Below are 25507 nucleotides of genomic sequence, written 5' to 3' on the forward strand. Positions count from 1 at the left end.
GAACAACAATGACATCACAGTTTAAGCGTCTTCCACGCAAAACAACCGACCTCGCATTGTTCGCCAATGCAGGGACGCTGGCTCAAAAAATCATTGCCACCGTTGTCAGTTTTACGCTCGTGCTTCAGCCAGTGCTTCTTCACGCACAGGACATATCGCCGGAAGTTGGAGGATCTTTTGAAAATCGCCCCGGGATAGGGGCTGCTCCGAACGGCGTACCGCTCATCGATATCGTCGGACCCAACAGCCAAGGTCTGTCGCACAACAAGTACAACACTTTCAACGTCGGCACGCCGGGCGTCATCCTCAACAACTTCAACGGTGAGATCGGCACGTCGAAACTGGGTGGTGTGACGCCTGGCAATCCAAACCTTCAAGGCAGAGGTGCGGCCACGGTCATCCTCAATGAGGTGACCTCGCAGAACCGCAGTTCTCTTCTTGGGCCGACCGAGGTGTTTGGTGGCCGGGCCGACGTCATCATCGCCAATCCGAACGGGATCACCTGCGATGGTTGCGGTTTCATCAACACGCCACGCGCCACGCTGGCGACGGGCGTGCCTGACATTGGCACTGACGGACGTCTCAATGGCTTCACGGTCAATGGTGGAGACGTCACGTTTGGTCCGAACGGTGCGAATTTTGCGATGGGAGACGGGAGAGTCGATCTGTTCGATATCGTATCCCGCACCATCCAGATTGACGGTACGATTTATGGCGAGGACCTGCGCCTGACAGCCGGGCAGAGCAAGTTCGATTATGCCACCGGCGAAGCGACACCGCTCGATGATACCTCTGGAACACCCGAATATGCAATTGATGGTTCCGCACTCGGGGCCATGAAGGCTGGCCGTATCAAGATGGTCGTCACGGAAAAGGGCGCTGGCGTTCGCATGCGCGGCGACATGGCCGCCAATGCCGGGGAGCTCTCGCTGTCGGCCGACGGCAAAATCTCGATCGGCAATGCCTCTGGCAATAACGGCGTGAACATTTCCTCGAAGGGAAGTGTTTCAACTGGTCGTCTGACCTCGAAAAAGTCGGTGTCGGTCAAGGCGGGCAAGGACACCAAGGTCGCTTCGATCGGTGCTGAAGAGGATATTCTGATCAATGGTGGGGCCGGCTTCATCGATGTCGCCGGTACTCTCGGGGCCAGTGGTGCACTCAACCTTCTGGCAGATGGGCGTATTGCCTTGGCCGACGCGTCGGCTACCGGACCCGTTTCGCTGTGGTCCGGGGCTGGCTCCATTACCATCAGCGGCAGGGCCCAGTCTGGCACGGCGATGTCGCTTACGGCTGCCTCAGGCGCGATCGCAGCGGGCTCGCTACTTTCGAAAGGCGATTTGGCTTTGCTCTCCGGCCTTGATCTCGGGATTTCCGGGCTCGTACTTGCTGAGGGCAATTTGCAGGCGTCCGCAGGCGGGAACATCCACTATGACAGCATGGAGGCAAACGGAAACGTTTTGCTAGCTTCGACCGGTGGGCTGATAAGTCTCGATAAGCGCACAGCCGCCGGCGGCGACATCGGGATCAGGCAGCAAAATGTCGACCTTTCCAACAATAGGAGCGGGCTTGCTACATCTGGCACACTCTACATCGATGCCAATAATATTAATCTCACCAACAGCACGCTGACGTCAGGTGGTATTGATCTGACGTCATCTGGAACGACAGATCTGACGGGCACGCGGCTCAATGCCGTCACTGCAAGCGGAGCAACTCGTTCCGCTCAGGGGCTAGGTGATATCGCGATCAAAGCGGGTAGCCTCACTGCTGACGGCGCCACCAACATTCTGGCTGCCCATAATCTGACGCTCTCCCTTTCGCAACTTGTCAACGCCGGTCAGCTGGCTGCCGGTAATGATCTTACCTTCAATGTTACCGGCAACCTGACCAACACCGCCACTGGCTTGATCTATGCCAGCAACGATGCAGCGCTTTTCGTGGGCGGCGTGCTGGCCAATGATCAAGGAGCAATTGTCGCCGGCCGTGATCTTGCAATCGCCAGTAACTCATCCGGTGCACGCAATGCTGCTACGGTCAACAGTTCCGGCCTAATTTCCTCTGGTCGCAATATCTCGATCCTGACGGCAAACCTGCGTAACGAGAAAAGCGTGGCTCCGACCTATACGAGCCAGCAAATCTCAAACGCACTCGTGTCGGCCTATGACACCTATTATGCACGCGAATGTGGAGATTGTTCATCTCTCGTCTCTTTTGCTGGCAAGCAGTTCGTCATTGGTGCGCCCATTCGCCATGTCTATCGTGATGTGACTGAAGACCGCGTCACATCGGCTGGTAGCCCCGCAGCGACAATCAAGGCGGGCAATACGCTTTTTGTCGATACCGTCGATCTTACCAATGCCTACAGCAACATCGAAGCCGGCTCCGGCATGACACTTGTTGGCTCCGGCACGCTGAACAATCTCGGTTTGCAATTGCAGCGTACCACTTCGCTCAATTGCAACCAACAAGGTGGCTGCCAGTATTATCCCGATGTCATCTATGAGTGGCAGGAATCGAAAACAAGCGGCGATACAGGTGGTTGGGAAGGTTCATGGCAGGTCGCCATGCCTGGTCCCAGTCCCATTGGAACGCGCGATGCGTCAAAGGATATCGGGCCAGGACGGAGTGTAGAAAGCGTCGAGGCGATCGGCGGTGTTCCCGCGGCGATCCGCTCTGGCGGAGCGCTGGGTATTACCGGTTTTGGTGCCGTTAACAATACCGTCGCAGCAGGTACGATCGCCGACCATGTTGCTGTGGCAGCGCCTCAGCCTTCGAGCAATCCGACCGCATTGTTGGCCGGCGTAACCGCCAGCGGAGCGCTATTTACGCTTGGCGGCGTTGCCACGCCGAAGTCCGGTGGCTTTGGTGGCACCGTTCCCGGTCAGACGTTCCTCTATGAAACGCGTGCCGCCTTCCTCGATGTCTCCAAATTCTACGGATCGAGCTATTTCCTTGGCCGCATCGGCTACCAGCCGGACCGGCAGATCCAGTTCCTTGGCGATGCCTATTTCGAGAACCAATATATTGAGCAGCAGCTCAAACTGGCGACGGGTTCCGGCTTCACCGGGCAGGATTCGATCGCTCAGATAAAGCAATTGCTCGACAACGGAGCCGCCTATCTGGGAGCGCAGCAGCGCCCGCTCGGCGAACCGCTTACGGCCGAGGAGATCGCCAGCCTCACCGAATCCGTCGTCGTATATGAGTGGCAGACGGTGAACGGTACGACCGTTCTTGCGCCGGTACTATATCTCGCCGCCAATGACAGGGAAAGATTGAATTCTGCGGGCGCGCTGATCGCGGGCAATCAGGTGACGATCGATACCGGCCTGCTTGCAACATCAGGGATGATTGCATCGACTGGTGATCTTAGCGTTTTCGGTTCGTCGATCGCGGCAATAGGCGGCACCTTCACGGCGGGTGGCAATGCCTCGCTGAAGGGTAACGAGAACATTCTGCTCGCCAATGCGAAGGTGACGGCCGGCAGCAATCTCGGCCTGACGTCGAATGGAGACATCAATATCTCCGTCACCGAACGGTCAACGACCAGCACTTTGCGCGACAAGCGGAGTTCTACGACAGTTGTCAGAACCACAAGTCAGGGCTCCGAGATCACCGCGGGCGGATCGGTCTCAGCCAATGCAGGTGGTAACCTCAACGTCATCGGTAGCACGATTGCCGCTGATGGAACGGTCGGTCTGAAAGCGACCGGCGATGTGACAGTCGCTGAGGCCATCGACACCACCACGATAGATTACACCTACAGGAAAAAGGGCGGTCTGTTCGGCGGAAGCAAACAGACGACGAGCCACACGGAAACGCAGACCGTCGTCGGATCATCGGTTAGCGGCGGGAAGGGCGTGTCCATCATCTCAGGTGGAGATACCGTCGTCTCCGCCTCGAAGGTGACTGCCGGCGACGAGACCGACAAAGCCGATATCAATGTCAGCGCGGGCGGCGATCTGCTGATCGCGTCGGGCAAGAATACGGCGGAGTTCGAGCAGAGCTCCTCATCCAAGGGCTTTCTCTCCAAAAAAAGCTCGACGCAGTACAACTACGACGAAGCGACAGTAGGCTCCGAGCTTTCCGCATCCGGCAAAATCAAGCTGGATGCTGGCGGCAACGCTGTCATCGCTGGCTCGAACATAACGGGAGGCGATGCGATCAGCGTCACGGGCGACAGCGTCGCCATCATCGGGGCCGAGGAACAGCACGCGCTGGAGAGCAGCAGCAAGAAATCTGGCCTGTTTGCCGGTTCCGGCGGCGGCTTCCTTTCACTCTGGGGCAAGGAACAGAAAGAAAAGAGCCAGTCGTCCACGCTCAACGTTGGCTCCGCGCTGACTGCTGGGACTGACGTAACCCTCACGGCACGCGAAAACGACGTCAGTGTCATCGGCTCGTCCATCATGGCGGGGCGTGACATCGCGCTGGAGGCTGCCCGTGATGTCAACATCACGCCAGGGGCAGAAAGTGCCGCATCGGCGGAGAAGGAGCAGCGTTCCGGTTTCAGCATTCAGGTGAAGGCCGGCAATGGAAGTGCATCTATCGGTATTGGTTACGGCAAGTCGGTCGATCAGACCAGTCAGTCATCAGAGACTAACGCCAGATCCATCCTGTTTGCCGGTCGTGACCTGACAATATCCGCAGGAAACAACGTCAACCTGCAGGCGGCTCAGATGTCTGCAGAGCATGACGTCTCCATCCTTGCTGACAGCAACGTCAATCTCCTGTCGGCGCAGGACATATCAAACTACCAAACCCTGCATGAGGAGATGTTCGCGGGCATTAGCCTTAATGTCCAATCCAAACTTCTGGGCGCCGGCGAAAGTCTGGTATCTGCTGGAAAGGGACTTGCCGGATCTAACGGCATCTCCAGCATCGCTCCTACAGCATTGGCCGGCTACAAGACCTATCAGGCAGCCGCCCCGGCCCTGAAAAGCCTGGCAAACGGTGACCCGTCAGGACTTGGCTCCGTGTCGTTGACGATTGGCATGACGTCACAAAAGTCCTCGCAGACATTCTCGAGTTCAACGCCGGTCGTGACCGAAATCCGCAGCGGAGGCTCGACCGCTATTGTTGCAGGAGAGGGGTCGATCACGGGTCATGGTGTGCAGATTGCGGCTGGCGTCGATGCTACGGGCAAACCGGTCAATTTCCTGGATCCGTCCGTAGGTAACGTCCTGCTTTCGGCGGGCAAGGATATCCTGCTCGACAGCGCACAGGGATCGCACTCCCATTCTTCTTCCTCGAAATCCGTCAATGCGAGTGTGGGGGTTGATCTGACTTCGGGCAGCCCGGTCGCCAACGGCAGCTACGGCGCCAATAAGGCGAATGGCAATGCCAGCACCCAGGTTAACAGTCATGTGACGGGCACTGGCACGGTTGCGTTAAACTCAGAAAATAATACTGCGCTCAAGGGTGCCGTCATATCCGGCAACACGGTTATCGCCAATGTCGGCGGTGACTTTGTTATCGAGAGCCGCCCGGATACGGCCACCTATCGCGAAACCGGCATCAATGTTAGCGCCGGCTTGGGACCTGGTGGGCCGTCGGCTGGCTCCACCAAAAGCAGCATCAAGGGGGACGCGGCCAATGTCTCCGAACAAAGTGGCATCGTCGCCGGCTCCGGCGGATATCATGTGACGGTGGAGGGCGGCGTCGACCTCAAGGGCGGGGTAATCGCATCGACCGCCGAAGAGGAAAAGAATTCTCTTTCTGCCGATCATCTGACCTTTTCCGATGTCGAGAACAGGTCGAAAGCAACTACATCCACGGTCGGCGTCTCTGTCGGCTCATCCGGCATTCCGGTTCCCATCGTCGGCCAACCTGCAAAGGAAGAGGGCAACGGTGTTGCCCGTGCGACGCTGACGCCTGGCAATCTCACTCTAACGAACCAGAGCCAGGATCTGGCCAGCCTCAACACCGACCTGTCGAACGCCAACACTCAAGTCCAGACCTTCGATATCGACCGGTTGAAGGCGAAACAACAGAGTGCCGCAGCCCTCTCCGAACTGCTCAACATCGGGGTCGGTGACCTCTCGCAAAGGCTCGGCTTTGCGGAAGGGTCGCCTGAAAAGCTTGCGCTGCATGCTGCCGTCGGAGCGCTGGTGTCGCAGCTTGCCGGTTACAGCGCAGCCACCGGTGCGGTGGCAGGCGCTGCCTCCGAGATCGCCAATGGCGTGCTCCAGGATGTTCTCAAGACCAACCCCAATCTCACCGACGCGCAAAAATCTGCAATCACCCAGTGGGTTGCTGTCGCTATCGGGGCAGCTGTCGGTGGAGAAGCCGGGGCGGCTGCTGGGCTTGATAACGTCAACTACAATTATCTTAATCATGCCGAAGTTCTGGCACTCAAAGAAGCGACAGATCAATGCCACTCTGGTGATGCGGAAGCCTGCCAACGCGCCGCCAATCTCAATGCCATCGATCAAGCCCGTGACGATTATTTACATCAGGTTTGTAGCGCTAACGGCGATGGTGACGCCTGTAAGGCAGCGGTTACAGATCTGCGTCAATCGCTCGCCAGTCTCTATGGCAACAATCAGGGGCTTGACCTCGTCAGATTGCATTGGGTCGAACTATACCAGCGTTCCATGGGAGATGACCTCGCCGATCCGAGCGGAGCGAAACGCGATATGCTCTCGATTGTTGCTGGAGCTATGCTCGGCGGTGGCGTCGGTACGGGCCCAAAAAACCTTAGCCCGTCCCCAAGTAAAACGCAGTTGATCGACGAATTGATCAATGGCGGAACCAAGGTTACACGCGAAAATGTGGTCAAAATCCAAAAATTACCGAATGGCAAAACTGTCTGGCTTGAGACGGGAACTGCGACTGGACCTCGCCCCGCTGGCCTAAACCACATTGTTGCAGACCATGGAGCAGATTTTGCTAATAAAGGGATTACTGAAGCTGACATTCCAGACGCACTGTTCACTGCCTTGAAAGATGGAAAAATCATTGGCTATCAGGGTACAGGAACCGGACGTCCGATCTACCAATACGTCTATAATGGCAAAACCCAAAACACAGCGATAACGGTCGGAGATAACGGCTTTATCGTTGGTGCAAACCCAACCTCAGGCCCGTAAGGCAAAATGATGTACCGTCCAGATCGTAAAATGAAGTTGATGCCAGATTACCAGTGCTGGTGTTTATGGGATATGATTGAGCCCAAGAACGTCAACCCTGACACGTTACCGATTTCTGAGACATTGCGAGCACGCCTTCATTCCTGGGAAGCGGACTTCGATCGCACCCTTGATTTAGCCGACCACACGAATATCGGATTCAACAATGAACAAGAATATCAATTGTTCTATGACGTGGGCTGGGAGCTGTTCGCTTCATTACGGTCAGAGTTACCTGATATTGAATGGTGGTATCGCGACGGAAGATATGCCGGACTTTTAGATCAAAAGCCATAGAGCGGATAATATTGTGAGATAACTTGTCTGCTTCGATGTGGCTCCGATAGCCACATCGGTTCGCGGCAGGCAATCGGTTGCCATCGCTTATCGTCAGGCATTTTGACCGGACATGGTGTACCGATCGCCGCCAGCTACGATGCAAATGGCATGCGATCGTCCGTTAATCTGGTCACAAGTCTATTCAATGATGAAATCCCACGTAGATGCGGCTGCTGACTTCACTGGGTACACCTTGGTTAGAAAGACACTTGAGCCTTGGCAAATTTCATCGCGAGCCATCCAATTGGCCGACCCTAGGTCCCGTTGACAAAGTCAGCAGTGATAATGCGATAAGATCGCTCCTAACGGAGGATTCGATGTCCGGACCTGATCGAGAAATACGACTTCGACTTAGTGTGCAACGCGCCTTGCTCGGGGCCGTATCATCGACGCTCGCCGCCGTTACGTGTGGCTGGAGCGGCGACAAGATTGTCCTCGAATTCTTGGTCGATCACGATTTCAGCGATGATGACCGCGAACGCATGGAGGTAGTCGCATCCGAGGTCATCTCGGATTTCGGTTATGAAACAATAAAGACTGTCTTCACGTCCCCACCATCGGATGGACCGAAGGTTCCGGTTGATCGGCGATGGTGGGCCTACAGGCGATTTGAGCCATTGCTGGGCTAAAGGCGTTCTATGAAGTGCGGCAGCCAGATTTTTGCGGCGGCCAGCGAAAGGAACGCTTCGAAGGAAGTTCGGGTCTTGTCGTAACGGGGGGCAATCTGTCGGAACTGTCTGAGCCTGTTGAACATTCGTTCGATGCGGTTGTGGTCTTTATATACCTTGAAGTCGCAGGGAGGCGGGTCTATCTATAGAGCATGATTCAAGACTGCCTTTTAGGAAGCGATTTTGGCTCGCGGCGACCTGACGGATTCGGAATGGCGGATTGTTGGAGGACTACTGCCCACTGAGCGCGGGAGGAAATCTTGCCCTTCTCACAATAATCGGCAGTATCTCAACGGAATGTTGCATGTTCGCGTGTCGGGTGCCCTTGGCGCGACATGCATGAGCGGTATGGCAAGTGGAATTCCGTCTACGTGCGCTTCCGCCGTTGGGCAGAACAAGGCGTATGGGATGTCCTGCTGGAGACGCTTGTCGAACTGGGCTTGACCGATGACTGGCAGCATATGATTGACAGCACCACGGTTCGCGGCCATTCTCAGGCTGCGGGCGCAAAAGAGGGACTTATAAGGAGGCTTTTGGTCGATCACGCGGCGGCTTTTCGACAAAAATCCACGCCCGTGCGGACGGTCCGGGACGCCCTCTCGGCTTCATCCTGACAAGGCGGTGAAGCTTCGGATTACAATACCGTTCCCGATCTGTTAGCCATGCCGGTTGCCAAGCCGAGGCTGTTTCTCGCTAACAAGGGCTATGACAGCGACGCTCTGCGCGAAGAGTTGCTGATCCACGGGGTCAGGCCCGTTATTCCTCCGAGGGCCAACGGCAAAGACCAACCGCCTGTGACTTCCCAGTCTACATGGACCGAAATCGTATCGAGCGGCTGTTCAACCGGCGAAGCAATTTCGTCGTGTCGCCACCCGATACGATAAAACCCAAAAATCCTTCGCCGCCTTTCTCGTGTTGGCCGCCGCAAAAATATGGTTGCCACACTTGCTCTGGTTCATGAGTTGTGCACCTTAGTTAAGACGGTAACACGTTGCAAAAAAGGAGAAAATTCTTGTATGACTTCAATCATTTAGACCGAATATCGAAAGACCTGATCGCAACTGGGAAGGCAGCGGACGCGATCAAGATTTATCTTTTCATGGCAGATGGCGACCAGTCGTTGGATGCCGGATATCTCGGGGAGCGGTTGGGAGAGTGTTATGAGAAGATTGGTGACCTGCATGCCGCAAAATATTGGTATGGAAGAGCGGTGGAGGAAAATCCCGACGTCAGGCTGATTTCTGTAGCAGCGCATAAAAGGCTCCACGAAGTCAGCATCGAAGCTTTTTTGGGCGACGCAGAAAAGTAGTTCTTAACGAGCACCTCAAGCTACTTTGTCAACAGAACCTATTCATAACAAGGGATTTGGATGGTCATAATGGAGGCGCTTGGAAGATGGCCACTTCCGTTAAGGACCTCGGAGGTAAGGGGACGCGCCTCGGAACTTATGACTCAAATCTGAATCGTATAGGGGATTGATAATGAACGTTAAAGACACAGATCATAAGGATTGGGCTAATAGAGGGAAAACCATTGAAGAGTTGATAAAGGAACTTCAGTCCTTTGAAAACCAAGGCTTGCCGGTAGAGATATCCATCGATGGAGGTGATGATGTCCGACCGATCAGTCTTGTAGGAAAAAAGGACGGGAAATGCTTGCTTATCTATCTGAATAAATAGTTTATCAACTCCAACTCGTCCACTACACCCGCACCGGCTCAGGACCGATTGCCGAGGAAGACCACATCCACAACCGGTGAAACATGGCGCGGAATCGGCGAAAAGCTGGCTCGCTTCATGTTCTGGTAATTTGGGGATTATCAAAGCTGACGCCAGTGTTGTTGCCAGCGCACACTATCGGCTCAGTCCAAGCCCCTGAGACCGGGCCAGTTGCTGTTTCAGCGCGTGGTCATGGCTGAGTTCTGCATGGCGTGCACGATGCACCAGGCTGGCGATTGCCTTGATCTGCTCGGCGTGCTTTGCGAGCTCGGGACGTGTCTCCAGCTCCTCGGCGAACCTGCGAGGATCGGAACTACCAAACCGCCGCGTGAGCGCATCGGCCACCAGCTTGGCCTCGTCAAGTGCGGTCCGGCCCTCAGGTGATGATCGCAGCTCTTTGATGAACTTGCTTCGCCTCTCGACCGGCGTTTTCTCCACCTCGGCAAGGATTTCGGCGCTGCGCGGGGTGAGGCTGGGGACCTCGATCACGTCACGCTGTTCACGCTGCCATTGTTCGCTTTGACGTTCTTCGCCAAGCCGGCGCTCCCATGCCTCGGAGACATAGCCGATATGGGCAGAGAGTGACCTTGCATATTGCAGCGCCTCTTTCCGCTCCTTGTTGTTGCCGAACAGACCCGACTTGCCGCGCAGCTCCCCGAAGCGCTCTGGCTGCCCGACCATGGCCTTCGCCATGATCTTGCCATTGCCTTCTTTATCGATCATCGCGGCGCGCAATCTTGCTGCGACCTCGGCCGGATCACGGAACACGTGCCGCACGAGAGAGTCCACTGTATCGAATTGCCGATCGATAACGGACATCGCCATTTGCTGCGCCACCTCTTCGACGCTGCGGTCGTATCGGGTGATGGCTGGCACAAGTGGAGTGGGCTTACCGGGTTCCAGCGCCGATCGTTGGCCGACAGTTTCTGTTGGGGTAGGGACGGCGCCGTCTTTCGACATGAGGTCGGACCACCGGATGCGGCGATATCCTTTATTGTCCTCCGTCCGGTCGCCCCGCCGATTGTCATCAATCGTCCGGGCGAACTCATTGCCAGGATCTTCGCGGCGAACAGGGCCGGCCAGTTCGCCGGCACGTTCCTCGTAAACCTGCTGACGCTCTGATGGCCGATCCTGCTGCTCCCGTTGCAGATGGGCCGCACGGGGCAACACCTCTAGGCGCGCATTTTTGGCGGAAGCAAGTTCGATCTCGCTCTTGATCCCAAACTCTCGCCCGATCCATCGGTCGCTGGCTATCCCGCGCCGCTCGGCAAAGTCTCTAACATAGTCCAGCGTGGTTTCCTTCACGCCGGAACGCGACAGTCGGCTTGCCAGCTTCTGGTAGGCGAGTTCATCACCCTTGACGACACGCCATGCATTGCGCTCTGCCTTTGTACCGTCCGGAAGCGTGACAGGCGTGGCGCCTTCATGCTGCAGTCCGATCCTGTCACCGATCTTAGGTGATGCATCTCGCATGGCCCGGTTGAGATCAACACCCCACACCGTATGCCGCTCGCCCTTGTCATTCTCCAGCGTCACAAAATAGCTGTCGCGTGATTGCGGATTATGCTCGTAAGGCGCGACGCCGTGATCAACCAGCCGGCCCGCACTGGTGAACTCCTCGATGCCGGCATAGAGCTGCACGCCGTCGCGATGCCGGGTCATGGCGACATAGGTCAGATGCCGGTCCATGGTGCTGGACGCCAGCACAAAGGCGCGATCGACCGTCGCTCCCTGGTTTTTATGGATCGTCGTCGCATAACCGTGGTCGATCGCCTGGTAGCTGTCCGTGGCAATGCTGACACTGTCGCCGCCTCGGCCATCGAGCTGGGCGATGATCTTATTCGGCTCGACATGCTCGACCGTGCCAAGCATGCCGTTGTTGACGCCGAGGTCGCGGTTGTTCTCGAGGAAGATGATCCGGTCACCGGGAGCGAAGGCGCGTTTGCCGTTACTGGTCTGGAAGGTGAGTTCTCCAACTGCCTCACTTTTCCCTCCGGCCTTACCATCCGCTTGCTCTGCACCAGCGCTCAGCTCGTCACGGTTCCCCAGCCTTTGTCGGTTTTGAAGCTCCGAGCGGATGGCAGCATTGAGGACGCGCACATCGGCGCGGCGATGCGCCATGGCAACCCGGCTGCCATCGGCACGCCGCTCACTATCGGCAACATAATCACGCACGATCTGCGCCATCGCTTTGTCGCGGCTTTCTGCAAAGTGGATATCGCCGTGATCGCGATAGGCAGCCAAGCCCTCTGCCGTTTTGTGGGTGGCAAAGGCAACCGATGCTTCTCGCTGCCAATCATGGCGCTGGCGGCGAATGTCGGAAAGCTCGACATGACCGATCTGCTCCGCAATCGCCCTGAAGGGTGCACCGGCCCCGATTGCCTGCAGTTGCTCATGGTCACCAACAAGAACGATCTTTGCGCCGCGCTCTTCTGCCTCACCGATAAAGCGGGCAAGTTGCCGGCTTCCGACCATGCCGGCCTCGTCGATGACGAACACGTCACGTCGGCCGATCAGATCCCGGCCATGGTCCCAGCTGTATGACCATGACGCCAGAGTGCGGCTCTCTATGCCGGAACTTTCCTCAAGCCCCTCGGCTGCCTTTCCGGCTAATGCCGCACCATGGACCTGATAGCCTTGAGCCTCCCACGCTTCGCGCGCCGCTGCGAGCATGGTGGACTTTCCCGCACCCGCAAACCCGACGACGGCGGCGATGCCTTCAGGCCCGGTAATATGCGCGATCGCCTGACGCTGTTCGTCCGACAATCCCGCCGACGGATCGCTCGCAGCCACCATTCCGCCAGAGCTTGTCCGAAGAGCGTGATCTTGTTTTTCTATCGCACGCTCGACATGACGATGATCGACACCGTGGGACTGCGCCTGATGTAACCTTACTGCCGATCGCGCCATTGCGAGTTCCAGGTCGATCATCTCCCGCGTCGAATAGCGCGCATTGGAGACGTCGCCTGTGTCCGGATCGATGCGCTCAGCCTGGAGTTCCACGAGCGCTGGTGAGGCCAAAACAGCGGCAATGGCGTTCTGGAATGTTTGGGCGTCATCGTTGATATAGCGATGCAACATTTTGGCAATATCGTGCCGGTCGAACACGCTCTTCTCGTTGCTGATCAGCGTCAGAACCTGTTCCGGTTTTTGCCGGATCAGTTCGGCATTTTGCCGTGCTGCCTCGTCATCCAGCCTGCCGCGCTCGACCGTCAATCCTTGCTGCTGCATCTGCGAGGCATGCACGCCCATGTGCTCGGTCGGCGACAGTTCAAGACCGCGCTCCATGTGCGAGCGATGATCGATGCGAACATCCAGGCCTTCGCGCTGAAGCTGACGGTTGGCAATGCCTTCCCATGCCTGCCTGATATCGCGAAGCTGCATGTCGGTTGTCGCCATGCCATGTGCCAGCAGCCGTGCGTTCTTGTGCTCGAGATAAGTTTTCTCGCCAAGGCGGGTTCTGCCAACCTGTCGCGTCGTCATCAGCACATGCGCGTGGTGGTTCCTGATGTCACCATGCTCGCTTGGCGAATGGATGGCAAAGTCCACGGCCGCGCCATAGCGGTTTGCAAGATCCTGAGCAAAGGCGCGTGCAGCCTTCAGCCGCGCTTCTGGCGACAGCTCATGCGGAAGCGCGATTTCGAATTCGCGGGCGACGCGGGCGTCTTTTCGCTTTTCTGCAAACTCGGCAGCGTTCCACAAGGCAGAACGATCCAGAGCCCAATCGGCAGAAAGACCGTCCGGCAGCACAATCTCCTTATGCTCCACGCCCTCTTTGCGGGTGAAGTCATGCACAAGGCCGTCGCGATGATTGGTGAGAAGGACCGCGCAACGATAGGCGGCGGATGCCACGGCGCTTCGGCCGGATGAGCGCGAGACAGGTTTGGTGCTGAGATGATAAATCGCCACACGAAATCTCCGATCCGCAAACGGGGAAATTCAGCGCTCTGACGCGTGGCAAGTCGTAAGTGCGCCCTTGTCTGTTTACCGGTGGCGAGGCTAGCAACATCGAACGGCGATTTCGACTACTAAAAGTAGTAGTCGCCAAGTGGCAATTGCTCGTGTTTGAATAGGGACACAAACGCATCAATGCGGGGAGGGCGATAGGTGCATGTCGATCGCACGACTGATCGGGGAGAAGGAAGGAGAGGAGGAAGACATTGCAGGCGCGGCTCGACAAAACAGGAGAGGGCGCAGGCAACCCGCCGGAAGATTTCGCGTGCAGGAGACAGGCAATTGATTGGCGGCTGCCAAAAATCGGAGTTTCAAAGAAGTTTACAATGGACCATACAGGATACCGTCCAGAAACGGAGCAGACATGAAGACCAGCCTTGAACATTTGCCGGAACGAAAGCAACGCGAGCTCGCGCGCGTCGTCGGGATTATCCAGGAAGAGTTTGCTGATCTGGTCGAGCGCTCCAAGTCTGACGCCAAGAAGGATGGACGAATTTTCAAAATCATTCTGTTCGGTTCTTACGCGCGTGGCACCTGGGTGGATGAACCGCATACGTCGAAAGGCTACCGCTCGGATTTCGACATTCTCGTCATCGTCAGCAACAAGGAACTTGCCGATCCCAAATATTGGGACAAGGCGACCGACCGGCTGATGTGGGACAAGGAGATCGAGACGCCCGTTGGGCTCATCGTGCATGGCGCTCGCGAGATCAGCAACTTTTTGCATGATGGCCAATACTTCTTTGTTGATCTCGCCCGCGAAGGTGTTGTCCTTTATGAATTCGATGACCGGCCGCTGGCTGAAGCGAAACCGCTCAGCCCTTCCGATGCACTGAGGGTGGCCGAGGAGCATTTCAGTACCCAGCTTAATAGCGCCAATTTCTTTCGTGAACTCGCTCTATATTCGATCACCCATGATCAGCGAAATCACGCGGCTTTCAATCTCCATCAGGCAGTGGAGACCGCTTACAACTGCTACCTCCTGACACTGACAAACTATTCCCCCGCTTCGCACAACCTCAAATTCCTGCGGGGTCTTTCCGAAAGTCGTGATCACCGTTTGATCGACATCTGGCCGCGCGATCGTCAGCGATTTACCACATGGTACAACGTCCTGAACGAGGCCTACGTCAAGGCGCGCTATTCGAAGCGTTTCGAGGTTTCTGAAGAGGCGCTAACCTGGCTTCAGGAGCGGACGGCGGAACTTCACAAGCTGGTTGAGACGCTTTGCCGCGAGCACATCGAAAAGCTCAAACAGGCCGCGAACGCCAGCGGCTGAGTCTGACCACAGGGTCCAAACTCCTCTTACAATCGCTATGTCGATCTCCTCATAGAACTGGTCTGCATTCCAGGAGCAAAGCCGTGGTCAACAACGGCAGTTCCGGTGCGACCGCAATCGAAAGGAACAATCGTGGCAAGGAAAACAATCGAACAGCGCCTGGCTGAACTGGAGGCGCAACGGTCTGCGCTGAAGGCCCGTCTTTCCAAAACCGAGCGCAACAACGATATGCGCCGCAAGGTCCTGATCGGCTCGCTCGTTCTGCATCACCTCGAAACCTCGGATGATCAGGAATTCAGCAAACAACTCGGTGCATGGCTGCGCCGCGAACTGCCAGGGTTCCTGACACGCGACAATGACAAGGCGCTCTTTGTCGATCTGATCGGACAAGGACTGCCGGGCACGGGAGAGGGTGGCGACAGCGGGCAGGGTGCTTCATGAACCGGTTGCGACTTTCTCGGGAGGCATTCAAAAACATGTTGCGAGCCGCCGCGCGTGATCCGCTTTGGGCATTCCTGGCTTTGATCACCATGCCCTTCCGGATCTGGAAACGGCTCCTCGGATTAATGTTCATCCTGTTCAACGTCACGTTTGTGATCGGCATGGGTGGTGGTTATTTCCTCGAGCAAACGGGTTTCGAGCGGGGCTCGCTTGTCCACATCATCCCGGGTCTCTTAACCCTGCTGGCGCTTGCCGTTATCACCTTCTGGTTCATCACCACCCCACTGATTTTGCATTTCGGGGAGAATGACGATGATACCCATGGCTCCGCCCGCTTTGCGACAAACAAGGAGATAGCCGCTCTTACCTTATCTGCTTCCGGCCTGTTGATTGGTCGTCATACGAAAACGGGGAAGCCCCTGCGCTATGATGGTCCGGCCCATCTCCTGACGATGGCGCCGACCCGTACCGGCAAAGGCGTGGGCACGATCATCCCGAACCTGCTGACTGCCGACCGTTCGGTGATCTGCGTCGATCCAAAAGGCGAAAATGCAAGGATCACCGGCCGTGCTCGTCAGAAATTCGGGCCCGTCCATGTGCTCGATCCTTTCGGAATCACCGGGAGACCCTCGGCAGCCTTTAATCCCCTGGCCATGCTTGATCCCCAAAACCTCGATGTCGCGGAAGATGCCAGTGCCCTTGCCGACGCTCTCGTGTTTGACGAACCGGGAATGGCGGGCGAGGCGCATTGGAACGAGGAGGCAAAAGCACTTATCGGCGGGTTGTTGCTCGAGATCGTTGCATCTGAACCTTTGAGACGCAGGCACCTCGCAACACTCCGCGAGTATCTGACCCTTGCTCCGGAACAGTTTGCAGCGCTGCTCAAGCGGATGCAGGAAAGCGATGCGGCAAGAGGTCTTGTCGCGCGTGCTGCAAACCGCCACCTCGGAAAATCCGATCGCGAAGCTGCAGGCGTTTTGTCGACAGCCCAGCGCCATACGCATTTCCTTGATTCACCGCGCATGACGGCCGTCCTCAGTCGCTCGGATTTCCGGTTTGCCGACCTCAAGCGCAACAACGCGACGGTGTTCCTCGTTCTTCCGCCTGATCGTCTCTCGACCTATTCGCGCTGGCTGCGCCTGCTTGTCTCGCAAAGCCTGCTCGAAATGGCCCGCGATCCGGCAAAGCCGGCGACACCGGTTCTTTATCTGCTCGATGAGTTCGCATCCCTTGGGCACTTAGCACCAGTCGAACGCGCGATGGGTCTGATGGCGGGTTATGGTGTCCAGCTCTGGCCCATTCTCCAGGACATCCATCAACTGCGGGCCACATACGGTCACCGCGCCGGAACTTTTTTGTCAAACGCCGGCGTGCTGCAGGTTTTTGGCGTCAACGATCATGACAGCGCCCGCCTCATCTCTGATTTGCTCGGACTGGAAACGGTCGTGTTCCAGACGATGGCGAGAGCGCTCGATTCCGATAAGACCGGGATTTCCTACAGCCAGCATCATACCGGCCGGCCGCTGCTCACCCCTGATGAGGTGCGCAATCTGCCGGAGAAAGGACAATTGCTGTTCCTGGCCGGACAACGACCAGTTTATGCTGAAAAGCTTGCCTACTTTGCCGATCCGGAGTTCAGGGAGATGTTTGATCCGGTCTAACGGGGCCGAGAAAAATCGGCAGTCTGGCATTTGCATCGCAACCTTGTATGCGCGGCCTTTCGGCTATCTCGGCCGGGAGGGGAAGCAGGTAGATGAGCCTTCGTCCAAATTGCATCCCTGCGGTAACGGCGGTATCGCGGCCGAGGGATCGTTTTCGATCGCTCTAACACCGGAGTGATGACCTTGACAGGGCAACGTAGGAGTCTAGACGGGGTTTCATAATCATCTTGGGAGTATGGAAATGAAAACGCTGGCAGCCGTTTCGGCTTTCGTGGGCAAGACTTTTGCCATCTGGGTTATCCTGTTCGCCGTACTCGGCTTTTTCTTTCCTGACACTTTCAAGCAAATCGCGCCCTGGATCGTCACGCTTCTGTCAATCATCATGTTCGGTATGGGCCTCACCCTTTCGGTCGATGATTTCAGGGAGATCGTGAAAAGGCCGTTCGATGTGACGATTGGCGTGCTCGGCCAGTTTCTCATCATGCCGCTTCTGGCGGTGCTGCTCACCCGCATCATTCCCATGCCGCCGGAAGTCGCGGCCGGCGTCATTCTGGTCGGCTGCTGCCCGGGCGGCACATCTTCCAATGTCATGACCTATCTCTCCAAGGGCGATGTCGCCTTGTCCGTTGCCTGCACCTCGGTCACCACGCTTGCCGCGCCGCTGGTGACGCCATTCCTCGTCTGGCTGTTTGCGAGCCAGTTTTTGCCCGTCGATGGCTGGGCCATGTTCCTCAGCATCGTCAAGGTCGTTCTGGTTCCGCTGGCGCTGGGCGCCGCCCTGCAGAAGCTGCTGCCCGGCCTCGTCAAGACCGCCGTTCCGGCATTGCCGCTGGTGAGCGTCATCGGCATCGTCCTCATCGTTTCGGCGGTGGTGGGAGGATCCAGGGCGTCCATTGCCCAGTCCGGGCTGATGATTTTTGCCGTCGTCGTGCTGCATAACGGGCTTGGCTATCTGCTCGGTTATCTCGCGGCAAAGGCTACGGGCCTGTCGCTTGCCAAGCGTAAGGCCATTGCGATCGAGGTCGGCATGCAGAATTCGGGCCTTGGCGCAGCACTCGCCACGGCCTATTTTTCCCCTCTAGCCGCCGTTCCGAGTGCCATTTTCAGTGTCTGGCACAATATATCGGGCGCTATCCTGGCGAACTGGTTTTCGGGCCGGGTGGACGCAGGCTCCGCCAACAAAACCGCCTGAAGCTCCGCATTCGTCAGGCCGCCTGTAGTTCAGGCGGCCTGACCCTGCCTTAGAACGGCATAGTCTGACGTGCTACGGCCGGTGGATTAAGCCGGGCAAAGCCCTCCTGGCGCTGATACGGGAAATGGGGATAGGGAGCAGTCTTCTCGCTGGCTTTATCCAGCGCTGCTACCTGCGCCGATGTCAGCTCCCATCCCACGGCATCGAGGTTCTGGCGAAGCTGCTCCTCGTTGCGCGCGCCGATAATAACAGTAGAAACAGTCGGGCGTCTGAGCAACCAGTTAAGAGCGACCTGAGGCACGGTCCGGCCTGCCTCTTTCGCAACAGCGTCGAGCGCATCGATCACGCGGTAAAGGACTTCATCATTGACCGGCGGGCCGAAACCGGCGGTTTCACGCAGGCGGCTGTCTTCAGGCAGCGGGGCGCCGCGACGGATTTTTCCGGTCAGTCGCCCCCAGCCAAGCGGGCTCCAGACCATGGTTCCAAGGCCCTGATCCGCGCCGAGCGGCATCAGATCCCACTCGTAGTCGCGGCCAACAAGCGAGTAATAGACCTGGTTGACAACATAGCGCGGCCAGCCATATCGATCGGCGACCGCCAGCGATTTCATGATCTGCCAGCCGGAAAAATTCGAGACGCCGGTATATCGCACCTTGCCGGAGCGGACGAGCGCATCGAGCGTCGACAGCACTTCCTCAACCGGCGTGAAGGCATCGAAGGCATGAAGCTGAAGGATGTCGATATAGTCGGAGTTTAGGCGGCGCAGGGCGTCATCCACCGCGCGCAGCAGCCGGAAGCGGGACGAGCCGGCCTCGTTCGGCCCGTCGCCCATCGGCAGGCTGGTCTTGGTCGAGATCAGAACTCTGTCGCGCCTCCCCTTGACGGCTTCGCCGAGCACTTCCTCCGATGCGCCATTGGAATAGACATCGGCCGTATCGAACAGGTTGACGCCGGCTTCGAGACAGATGTCGATCAGGCGCCGGGCTTCCGCAGCATCCGAATTGCCCCAGTTGCTGAAGAGCGGACCGGAGCCGCCGAAGGTTCCGGTGCCGAAACTCAAAACCGGCACTTTCAGGCCGGATTTGCCGAGATAGCGATATTCCATGGGGTGTTCCTTTGTTGCTTCGGCATGGTTCTGGGCCAGGCGCATGGTGGCGCCGTGCCTTCCATCCCGTCGTGATCTGGCAGACGAAGATTGTGATGTATTTCAATCGCTGTCTGAAGATAGACGCTGGCTCTTCAATGAAATAGAATGCCGAAAATAATATCACTTGTGAGATGAAGTCATCATGGCGCGACTTGAGATTAACCGGGCAGGGGAGATGGAAATCTTCGTGCGGGTGGTTGAACTCGGAGGTTTTTCCCGTGCGGCCGCGGCGGCGAACATGACGCCTTCAGCGGTGAGCAAGCTTATCGCACGGCTGGAAGGCCGCCTGGGCGCGCGCCTGCTCATCCGCTCCACCCGGCAGCTTCAGATAACGCCGGAGGGCTGCGCTTTTTACGAAAGGGCCACCCGCATCCTCGCCGATCTCGAAGAGGCCGAGCGTGCCGCCGGCTTGGGCGAACAGCCTGTCGGCCGCGTGCGGATCAACACCAGCGCTTCTTATGCAACGCATATTCTTGCGCCCATCCTGCCACGCTTTCTGGCGCTGCATCCTGATATCACGCTCGATATCGTCCAGACCGATCAAGTGGTCGACCTCGTTGCAGAGCGCATGGATGTCGCGGTGCGCGCCGGGCCGCTCAAAAGCTCAAGCCTCGTCGCCCGCAAACTCGGCGAGACGAGGATGATCATCGCCGCCGCCCCTGACTATCTGGAGCGCTGCGGCGTGCCGCAAACAATCGCCGATCTGGAAGGTCACAATCGCCTCGGATTTGGTTATGCCCGGTCAGTCGACGGGTGGCCGTTACGGGACGAGGGAAAGACCGTCCTCATCCCGGCGACGGGACGTGTGCAGGTGAGCGATGGCGAAGGCCTTCGCCGTCTGGCGCTTGCCGGCGTCGGGCTGGTGCGCCTTGCCGCTTTCACCGTGAGGGACGATATAGCCGCCGGCCGGCTGATCCCCGTGCTTAATCATCTCGATACGGGTGAAACGGAGATGTTTCATGCCGTCTATGTCGGCCAGCGCGGACCGCTTCCCTCACGCATCCGGGCGCTGCTCGATTTTCTGGGTGAATATGGGCGGGTGAAGTGACCTTCCGGAGGCATTGGAAAGCGCGACCGGGATGAAGACAGCAGGGGATTCAAAAATTGGGGAACGCCTATCGTCTCGGACCGGACAGCGAGAAAGCACCAACCGATTTCAGCGTGATCTGCGTCTCGCCGGCAAGTGTGCTTGGTATCGCACCGCAGAGACTGCCCGTCGTCACCACAGTACCGGCCTTGAGCATGTCGCCCTTGTTGAATGCCGCATTGGCGAAGGCGACCAGTGGCGCGAGCGGATCACCATTGGGATGTTTTACCGTGGCGTCGAACAGCTGCACCGACCCCTCGGTAACGGTAAGCTGCGGCAGGTTCTCACCATTTCCGGCAAAGACGTCCACGATGCCTTTATCCACTTCCGGGCCGATGACGAAGCCATGGTTGGCGAGGCGATCCGCGAGAAAAAGCGGAAACGGCACCTGATTTTTCTCCGCCAGCCGGTAGCGGAGAAGTTCAGCACCAAGGTGTACCTTGTCGATATATCTTATCAGGTCGTCCCTGGTCAGCGGCTCCGCCGCCGCAGCGGGGATATCGGCGGAAAGCGTAAAGCAGATTTCGACTTCGACGCCTTCGGTGCCGCCTTCAGGAAAAGAAGCGAGATTGGTTTCATCGACCCGAACGCAATCGAACATGAGCGCCCCGATGGCCTCGCCATCCGGGCGGATCGCCAGTTTCCAGCCGGCGACCGGTTCCGACCATTTTTCAGCAAAAGCCTGCTGGACCGCCATAGCCTCCTCAAGGTCACCGGGAATGAGGTCCTCCGCCTGCAACGCCGCCAGGGTGATTTTTGAACCCTCGTGGCTCGCTTTTGCGAAGCTTTCGGCCAGTTTTTCGATTGCCGTCATTGCGTCTAGGGTCCCGGATGTTTCAAACGGCAGATGCTGTCATGATTTGGCGCTGCCTGCCAAGGCCATTAGTGTCGAGTTCGACCACATCGCCAGCTTTAAGGAGAGGTGGCGCCGAACGATGAGCAATTGTTATGACTCTCCTGCCACCCCAAACGAACGGTGATCTAGTCGTACCAGCACACCTACAAGGAAAGCGGAAAATCATGGGCAAGGCAGGCTGCAACAATGCCGTCGCCAATGCTGATGCCCCTGCACGGAGCGTGATCGGACGGGGAGAGTGCCCCCGCCCGACCTGTTCTGACTACGCGACGTCTGCGTCGAACTGTATGCTGTGAAGCCGCTTATAAAGGCCGTCCGTTGCGAGCAACTCGCGACGGCTTCCCTGTTCCACGACCTCGCCATTGTCCATCACCACAATCTTGTCTGCGCGGTTGATGGTGGAAAGCCTGTGCGCGATGACAATCGACGTTTTGTTCAGTGTCAGACGTTCCAAGGCATCGCGGACAAGCGCCTCGGATTCAGAATCCAGTGCGCTCGTAGCTTCATCGAGGATCAATATGTCCGCGTCACGCAACATCGCACGGGCGATCGCCACACGTTGTCTCTGACCACCCGACAGGCCGGAACCGTTTTCGCCGAGCTTTGTGTCATAGCCGTTCGGCATTTTCATGATGAAATCATGCGCATTGGCGGCCTTTGCGGCGGCGATGATCTCTTCGTCTGTTGCATTGTCCCGGCCGACGGAAATGTTGTGTTTAACGGTTCCCGAGAACAGGAACGTTTCCTGACCGACATAGGACACGTGTTCACGCAAACTGGCGAAGGAAACATCGCGCAAATCCATGCCATTGATTTCGACCGCGCCGTTTTGTGGATCGTAGAGGCGCATCATCAGATTGATAATGGTGGATTTGCCGCTGCCGGACGGGCCCACCAATGCGGTCATTTTACCACCCTCGAAGAGAACACTGACGTCCTTTAAAACCGGTTGATCCGCAACATATTCGAAGCTTACGTTTTTAAGCTCAACATCGCCACTTGCTTTAGGAAGAGGCAGCGCGTCGTTCTTTTCAGTCAACGTGAGCGGCGCATCCAGAACCTCGAACATCATTCGAACACCTATCATGCCGCCTTCGATCTGGACACGCATGCGCGCCAAGCGCTTGGCTGGTTCGTAAGCAAGAAGAAGCGCGGTGATGAATGCCATCAGATCGCCAGGCGAGCCGCCCTTTTCAAGAACTGTATATCCGGAAACAGCAATAACTACCGCAATTGCGAGGCCGGACAGGGTCTCCATGATCGGGCTGGTCGCAGCTTCTAGCTTGGCGATGCCGTTGGCACGATGCTCAACATCCGACACCGCCTTATTCATCCGCTGGCGCATTAGTTTTTCAAGGGAAAATGCCTTGATGACGCGAACGCCAATGCTGGTCTCTTGTACGACATTGACGATTTCGCCAAGCGAAGCAAGTTCCGCCTCCATGATTTTTCGAACCCGACGCAGAACGAGGCGAACGCTGAAAATCGCGATCGGACCAATAATCATGGAGATCGCGCTCAAAAGGAAATTTTGGGCGAACATCACGATGATCAGGCCGATAAGGGAAAAAAGATCGCGAACAAACGATGTTACAATCGTATCGATGACGCTGCGCGCAGCTTGTGCATTATACGTTACTCGTACAAGAAGCTCCGATGATGGTAGATTCTGAAAGAATGATACGCCCTGTTTAAGAAGGCGATCGTAAATCTTGCGCTGCTGTTCGGCGACGATGCTGTTGCCAGCCTTACTCAGATAGTAGCTTTGTACGAACGTCGCGAGGCCTTTGATAATGAATATTGCCGCAACCGCTAAGGCAATTTCAAGGACGACGTCAAAACCTTGCTTCAGATAGACACTGTTTACGATGTCGCGCATGATCCATGCACTGAGAGATGTCGTGGCGGCGACGACAACCATTGCGGCTATCGCCGCAGAATACCAACCAACATGTTTTTTGAAATTCTCTTTGAAAAGTCGCGTCAACAACTTCTTGTCGTTTGGCGACAAAAACGATCCGATCAAGGAAACATCCTATTCAGTTTTGGGTGCACACGCGGTTCGTTGGGGGTAAATCTATCAGAACGGCTTTGCTCAATCGAGTGTTTCTTGTCATCTCAGTTGCAGTGACCTATCCCAGCCACTCATCCGAGCCAAGAATTATCGCGTTGCTCCACAATGATTGCGTCGTTAGAGGTGCAATACGTCGAAGGCTTATCACTGTCAACATTTGGGCTTGGCTGACTGATGTTGTCATATTTACGGGTCCTGAACGTCAAGTGCGATGAAGTTCAATCATCTCCCCAAATCCGTTGCAGCCTGACTCGAAAAGGTTTCAACAATATTCGTACCTTGCCAAGCGGCGAGTCAGGACCCGGATGTGGGCGATAATGATCCAGGCCTCAGCTGATCCGACGGACTTTTCCCAATTTTTGGCCAGTCGCCGGCATCTGCCAAGCCATGCAAAGGTGCGCTACACGACCCAGTTCATCCAGCGACGCGGTAGAACCTCGAAGCCCTTGGCCTTGCCGGTCCGCTTGACGATCTGGAGAGTGAACGCAGCGATTTTTTGCAGTGCACCCTTCAGCTTGGGTCCGGAATAGCCACCGTCAGCGAAGATATGTCTCAGCCACGGCCAGCGCTTGAGAATAGTTTTGAGGACGGCGGGCGCACCGTCGCGATCCTGAATATCGGCGCTGGGAGCCATGAGGCCGACCATCAGTCCGAGTGTGTCGATGACGATATGACGCTTGCGTCCCTTGATCCTCTTGCCCGCTTCATAGCCCGTGACGTTGCCCCCAAGTTTTATCCAGTTTTGAGTTCGCTCCAGCGGTTTTGGTGATCTGAATGAGGTGCTCCCCGTTTTTGGGCCAGCGGGAGCTGGAATTTTCCGGGGTTTGAGGTGCTCCCCGAATTTGGGCCAGCGGGAGCTGGAATTTTCCGGGGTTTTGAGGTGCTCCCCGAATTTGGGCCAGCGGGAGCTGGAATTTTCCGGGGTTAAGACTCAGTGCGACGGTGGTGCCGATGAGCCGTTCATGAGCGAAATCGGCACTTTGTTGCCTATCGCGCTGTGTGGCCGGAATTCGTTATAGTCTCTACGCCAATCCTCCATCTTTGCCCGCGCGTCGTCAAGGGTCATGAACCAGTGAGCGTTCAGGCACTCGGCGCGGAACTTGCCATTGAAACTCTCGATGTAGCTGTTGTCGGTCGGCTTGCCTGGCCGGGAGAAGTCGAGCACGACACCCTTGTGATAGGCCCAAAGATCAAGGTCTCGAGAGATGAACTCGCTGCCGTTATCGACGCGAATGGTCGTCGGATATCCGACCTGGCGGCAGACCCGCTCTAGTGTCTGAACGACATCCTCCCCCTTGTAACTGAAGCGGGCATCGACTGCCGGCGAGAAGCGCGAGTAAGTGTCGACGACCGTCAGAACCCTGATCTTGCGACCAGTGGCCAGTTGGTCATGAACGAAATCCATCGCCCAAACATGGTTGGAATGGGTCGGCTCCGTGCGGTCAGCCCGCAGCTTCGCCTTGACCCGGCGCTTGGGAACCTTGTTGCGGAGCTGGAGGTCCATCTCTTTGTAAAGACGATAGATTCGCTTCGGGTTCACGGGCCAGCCTTCACGCTTGATAAGGATATGCACACGCCTGTAGCCGTAGCGTACCCGCGTCTGGCAGATGTCCTTGATCTTGAGCTTCAACTCGGCCTGCTCGCCACGCCTGGACTTGTAGACATAGAGCGACCGGTCGACTTTCAATACCGAGCATGCACGCCGGATCGAAACCTTCCAGTCAGCCTTGATCGTGTCGACAAGCTTGCGCTTGCGGGCAGGCCTCAAAGCTTTTTTGAAAGCACATCCTGCAGCATGGCCTTGTCCAGTGACAAGTCGGCAACAATCCGCTTCAGCTTGGCATTCTCTTCCTCAAGCTGTCGCAGCCGCTTCATCTCCGAGGGCATCAAGCCCGCGTATTTTTTGCGCCAATTAATGGGATGGACTGTTCCCCCACCCCGCAGTCAAACTGGTCGCGCCAACGAAG

The 25507-nt window shown here is 56.9% G+C and carries 14 protein-coding genes and 5 pseudogenes; 12 read left to right on the forward strand and 7 right to left on the reverse strand.

Annotation, left to right across the window (positions count from 1 at the left end; genetic code table 11):
• Positions 1–8 precede the first annotated feature (8 nt).
• The 3 genes from QRN60_RS14505 to QRN60_RS26600 all read left to right on the forward strand — a co-directional run bounded on the left by QRN60_RS14505 (position 9) and on the right by QRN60_RS26600 (position 8092).
• Positions 9–7085: a hemagglutinin repeat-containing protein gene (locus QRN60_RS14505; RefSeq protein ID WP_284765670.1), complete on the forward strand. Its 7077-nt coding sequence runs from the start codon at positions 9–11 to the stop codon at positions 7083–7085.
• A gap of 9 nt (positions 7086–7094) precedes the next feature.
• Positions 7095–7421, forward strand: a complete 327-nt coding sequence (locus QRN60_RS14510; RefSeq protein ID WP_111802463.1) for an immunity protein CdiI family protein — start codon at positions 7095–7097, stop codon at positions 7419–7421.
• A gap of 359 nt (positions 7422–7780) precedes the next feature.
• Positions 7781–8092 carry a MafI2 family immunity protein gene (locus QRN60_RS26600; protein ID WP_087746862.1) on the forward strand — a complete coding sequence of 104 codons (312 nt, stop codon included), beginning with the start codon at positions 7781–7783 and terminating at the stop codon, positions 8090–8092.
• On the opposite strand, the pseudogene QRN60_RS26530 reads toward QRN60_RS26600, so the two are convergent.
• Positions 8089–8256, reverse strand: a pseudogene (locus QRN60_RS26530) (IS5 family transposase); the annotation flags it as partial. The gene QRN60_RS26600 and the pseudogene QRN60_RS26530 overlap by 4 nt on opposite strands.
• A gap of 58 nt (positions 8257–8314) precedes the next feature.
• Between QRN60_RS26530 and QRN60_RS26605 the strand changes: the two are divergent.
• The 4 genes and pseudogenes from QRN60_RS26605 to QRN60_RS14525 all read left to right on the forward strand — a co-directional run bounded on the left by QRN60_RS26605 (position 8315) and on the right by QRN60_RS14525 (position 9810).
• Positions 8315–9106: pseudogene (locus tag QRN60_RS26605) on the forward strand (IS5 family transposase).
• Between the two features lie 37 nt (positions 9107–9143).
• Complete coding sequence (locus QRN60_RS14520; protein ID WP_236760186.1) at positions 9144–9440, forward strand: hypothetical protein; 297 nt, start codon at positions 9144–9146, stop codon at positions 9438–9440.
• 41 nt (positions 9441–9481) lie between these two features.
• Positions 9482–9610 (forward strand): annotated as a pseudogene (locus QRN60_RS26535) (toxin C-terminal domain-containing protein); the annotation flags it as partial.
• 2 nt (positions 9611–9612) lie between these two features.
• The gene (locus QRN60_RS14525; RefSeq protein WP_044459931.1) at positions 9613–9810 is read left to right on the forward strand and encodes a hypothetical protein; all 198 of its coding nucleotides are present in this window, start codon (positions 9613–9615) and stop codon (positions 9808–9810) included.
• Positions 9811–9984: 174 nt separating this feature from the next.
• Here QRN60_RS14525 and traA read toward each other — a convergent pair whose 3' ends face one another.
• Entirely contained in the window at positions 9985–13758 is a 3774-nt protein-coding gene (gene traA, locus QRN60_RS14530; protein WP_284765671.1) for a Ti-type conjugative transfer relaxase TraA, read from the reverse strand.
• Positions 13759–14167: 409 nt separating this feature from the next.
• Here traA and QRN60_RS14535 point away from each other — a divergent pair, with 409 nt between their 5' ends.
• The 4 genes from QRN60_RS14535 to QRN60_RS14550 all read left to right on the forward strand — a co-directional run bounded on the left by QRN60_RS14535 (position 14168) and on the right by QRN60_RS14550 (position 18376).
• A complete protein-coding gene (locus tag QRN60_RS14535; RefSeq protein WP_113101040.1) occupies positions 14168–15082 on the forward strand; it encodes a nucleotidyltransferase and HEPN domain-containing protein in 915 nt (304 codons plus the stop codon).
• 132 nt (positions 15083–15214) lie between these two features.
• Complete coding sequence (locus tag QRN60_RS14540) at positions 15215–15523, forward strand: mobilization protein (RefSeq protein WP_129565173.1); 309 nt, start codon at positions 15215–15217, stop codon at positions 15521–15523.
• Entirely contained in the window at positions 15520–17184 is a 1665-nt protein-coding gene (locus tag QRN60_RS14545) for a type IV secretory system conjugative DNA transfer family protein (protein ID WP_129565174.1), read from the forward strand. The genes QRN60_RS14540 and QRN60_RS14545 overlap by 4 nt, the downstream gene beginning before the upstream one ends.
• A 241-nt stretch (positions 17185–17425) precedes the next feature.
• Positions 17426–18376: a bile acid:sodium symporter family protein gene (locus QRN60_RS14550; RefSeq protein ID WP_112356946.1), complete on the forward strand. Its 951-nt coding sequence runs from the start codon at positions 17426–17428 to the stop codon at positions 18374–18376.
• 49 nt (positions 18377–18425) lie between these two features.
• On the opposite strand, the gene QRN60_RS14555 is transcribed toward QRN60_RS14550, so the two are convergent.
• Entirely contained in the window at positions 18426–19481 is a 1056-nt protein-coding gene (locus QRN60_RS14555; RefSeq protein ID WP_284765672.1) for an aldo/keto reductase, read from the reverse strand.
• Positions 19482–19665: 184 nt separating this feature from the next.
• On the opposite strand from QRN60_RS14555, the gene QRN60_RS14560 reads away from it, so the two are divergent.
• Positions 19666–20571, forward strand: a complete 906-nt coding sequence (locus QRN60_RS14560) for a LysR family transcriptional regulator (RefSeq protein ID WP_113101042.1) — start codon at positions 19666–19668, stop codon at positions 20569–20571.
• A 67-nt stretch (positions 20572–20638) separates the two neighbouring features.
• Here the strand turns inward: QRN60_RS14560 and QRN60_RS14565 are convergent, their stop codons facing one another.
• The 4 genes and pseudogenes from QRN60_RS14565 to QRN60_RS14580 form a co-directional block, all read right to left on the reverse strand.
• A complete protein-coding gene (locus QRN60_RS14565) occupies positions 20639–21424 on the reverse strand; it encodes a 2-keto-4-pentenoate hydratase (RefSeq protein WP_113101043.1) in 786 nt (261 codons plus the stop codon).
• Positions 21425–21728: 304 nt separating this feature from the next.
• The gene (locus QRN60_RS14570) at positions 21729–23492 is read right to left on the reverse strand and encodes an ABC transporter ATP-binding protein (protein WP_113101045.1); all 1764 of its coding nucleotides are present in this window, start codon (positions 23490–23492) and stop codon (positions 21729–21731) included.
• Positions 23493–23802: 310 nt separating this feature from the next.
• A pseudogene (locus QRN60_RS14575) lies at positions 23803–24342 on the reverse strand (transposase); the annotation flags it as partial.
• Between the two features lie 129 nt (positions 24343–24471).
• Positions 24472–25454 (reverse strand): annotated as a pseudogene (locus QRN60_RS14580) (IS3 family transposase); the annotation flags it as partial.
• Between the last annotated feature and the right edge of the window lie 53 nt (positions 25455–25507).

It is taken from the genome of Agrobacterium sp. CFBP2214, assembly GCF_030209895.1.
GTDB lineage: Bacteria > Pseudomonadota > Alphaproteobacteria > Rhizobiales > Rhizobiaceae > Agrobacterium > Agrobacterium radiobacter.

Coding starts and splice junctions, on each gene's coding strand:
- QRN60_RS14505 (WP_284765670.1), top strand. CDS start 9: ATGACATCACAGTTTAAGCGTCTTCCACGCAAAACAACCGACCTCGCA.
- QRN60_RS14510 (WP_111802463.1), top strand. CDS start 7,095: ATGTACCGTCCAGATCGTAAAATGAAGTTGATGCCAGATTACCAGTGC.
- QRN60_RS26600 (WP_087746862.1), top strand. CDS start 7,781: ATGTCCGGACCTGATCGAGAAATACGACTTCGACTTAGTGTGCAACGC.
- QRN60_RS14525 (WP_044459931.1), top strand. CDS start 9,613: ATGAACGTTAAAGACACAGATCATAAGGATTGGGCTAATAGAGGGAAA.
- QRN60_RS14535 (WP_113101040.1), top strand. CDS start 14,168: ATGAAGACCAGCCTTGAACATTTGCCGGAACGAAAGCAACGCGAGCTC.
- QRN60_RS14545 (WP_129565174.1), top strand. CDS start 15,520: ATGAACCGGTTGCGACTTTCTCGGGAGGCATTCAAAAACATGTTGCGA.
- QRN60_RS14550 (WP_112356946.1), top strand. CDS start 17,426: ATGAAAACGCTGGCAGCCGTTTCGGCTTTCGTGGGCAAGACTTTTGCC.
- QRN60_RS14555 (WP_284765672.1), bottom strand. CDS start 19,481: ATGGAATATCGCTATCTCGGCAAATCCGGCCTGAAAGTGCCGGTTTTG.
- QRN60_RS14560 (WP_113101042.1), top strand. CDS start 19,666: ATGGCGCGACTTGAGATTAACCGGGCAGGGGAGATGGAAATCTTCGTG.
- QRN60_RS14565 (WP_113101043.1), bottom strand. CDS start 21,424: ATGACGGCAATCGAAAAACTGGCCGAAAGCTTCGCAAAAGCGAGCCAC.